Annotated in this window: 1 protein-coding gene; it reads right to left on the reverse strand. The window is 67.3% G+C overall.

The features are described from left to right. A partial coding sequence (locus HCJ94_RS29360; RefSeq protein WP_240944617.1) for a sensor histidine kinase occupies positions 1-792 on the reverse strand: 792 nt, incomplete at its 3' end. Between the last annotated feature and the right edge of the window lie 151 nt (positions 793-943).

A 943-nucleotide genomic window follows, 5' to 3' on the forward strand; every position in this document is an offset into this window, starting at 1 on the left:
TGAAACACGCCTTAGGCCCGTACCGGGGCTTGCTTGGCGATCGGTGGCGGCGAGGCGGCGGAATGGCTCGAACAGGCTGGGGACCTCGTGGTTGCCGATGATCGGTCCGGTGTTGTCGACGGACAGGAAGGCCTGCCCGTCGTCAATGCAGGTGGTAACCGCCACGCGGCCATGGTCGGGCAGGTTGTAGCGCACGGCGTTGTCGACGAGGTTCGCGACGAGGCGTCCCAGCAGTACCGGGTCACCGGTCATGGCCGCTGGCGACAGATCGGTCTGCATGTCGACCGTCACCGTGTCGCTCTGCGTGAGGACGTAGCGGGCGATGTCGGCCAGGTCGACCTGCTGTCGCTGGGCGAGCGCATGGTCGCTGCTGGCGAGGGTGAGTAGTCCGTCGATGAGCCGCTCGTGGCGGTCGTTGATCGCCAGTAGCGTCGTGCCCAGCTGACGAGTCGCGGCCGGCAGGTCCGGGTCTTCCAAGGCGACTTCGATGAGAGTGCGGTTGAGCATCAGCGGGGTGCGCAGCTCATGGGAGGCGTTGGCCACGAAGCGGCGCTGGCTGTCAAAGGAGCGGTCGAGCCGTTCCAGCATGCCGTCGAAGGTGTCGGCCAGATCCTTGATCTCATCATCTGGCCCGTCGAGCCCGATGCGCTCATGCAGGTTACGGTCGGCCACTCGGCGGGCCGTCGCGGTGATCTGATGCAGCGGTCGCAGTGCCCGCCCGGCCATCCACCAGCCGAACCCGATTGCGGCCACCGCCACCACGGTCAGGGAGACCAGCGAGGCGATCAGCATGGCCTTCAAGACGTGGTCGCGGTCGTGTCGGCCAGCAGCCTCTCGTCCTCCACCACCAGCACCCCCGGGGGGTACATTCGGCGCTCGTCGGCGACGATGTGCCCGCCTTACGCCGAGGGCGTCCCGGTGGTGGACCTGTCCACCGGTTGTA

This window comes from Micromonospora thermarum, from assembly GCF_012034245.1.
Classification (GTDB): domain Bacteria; phylum Actinomycetota; class Actinomycetes; order Mycobacteriales; family Micromonosporaceae; genus Micromonospora; species Micromonospora thermarum.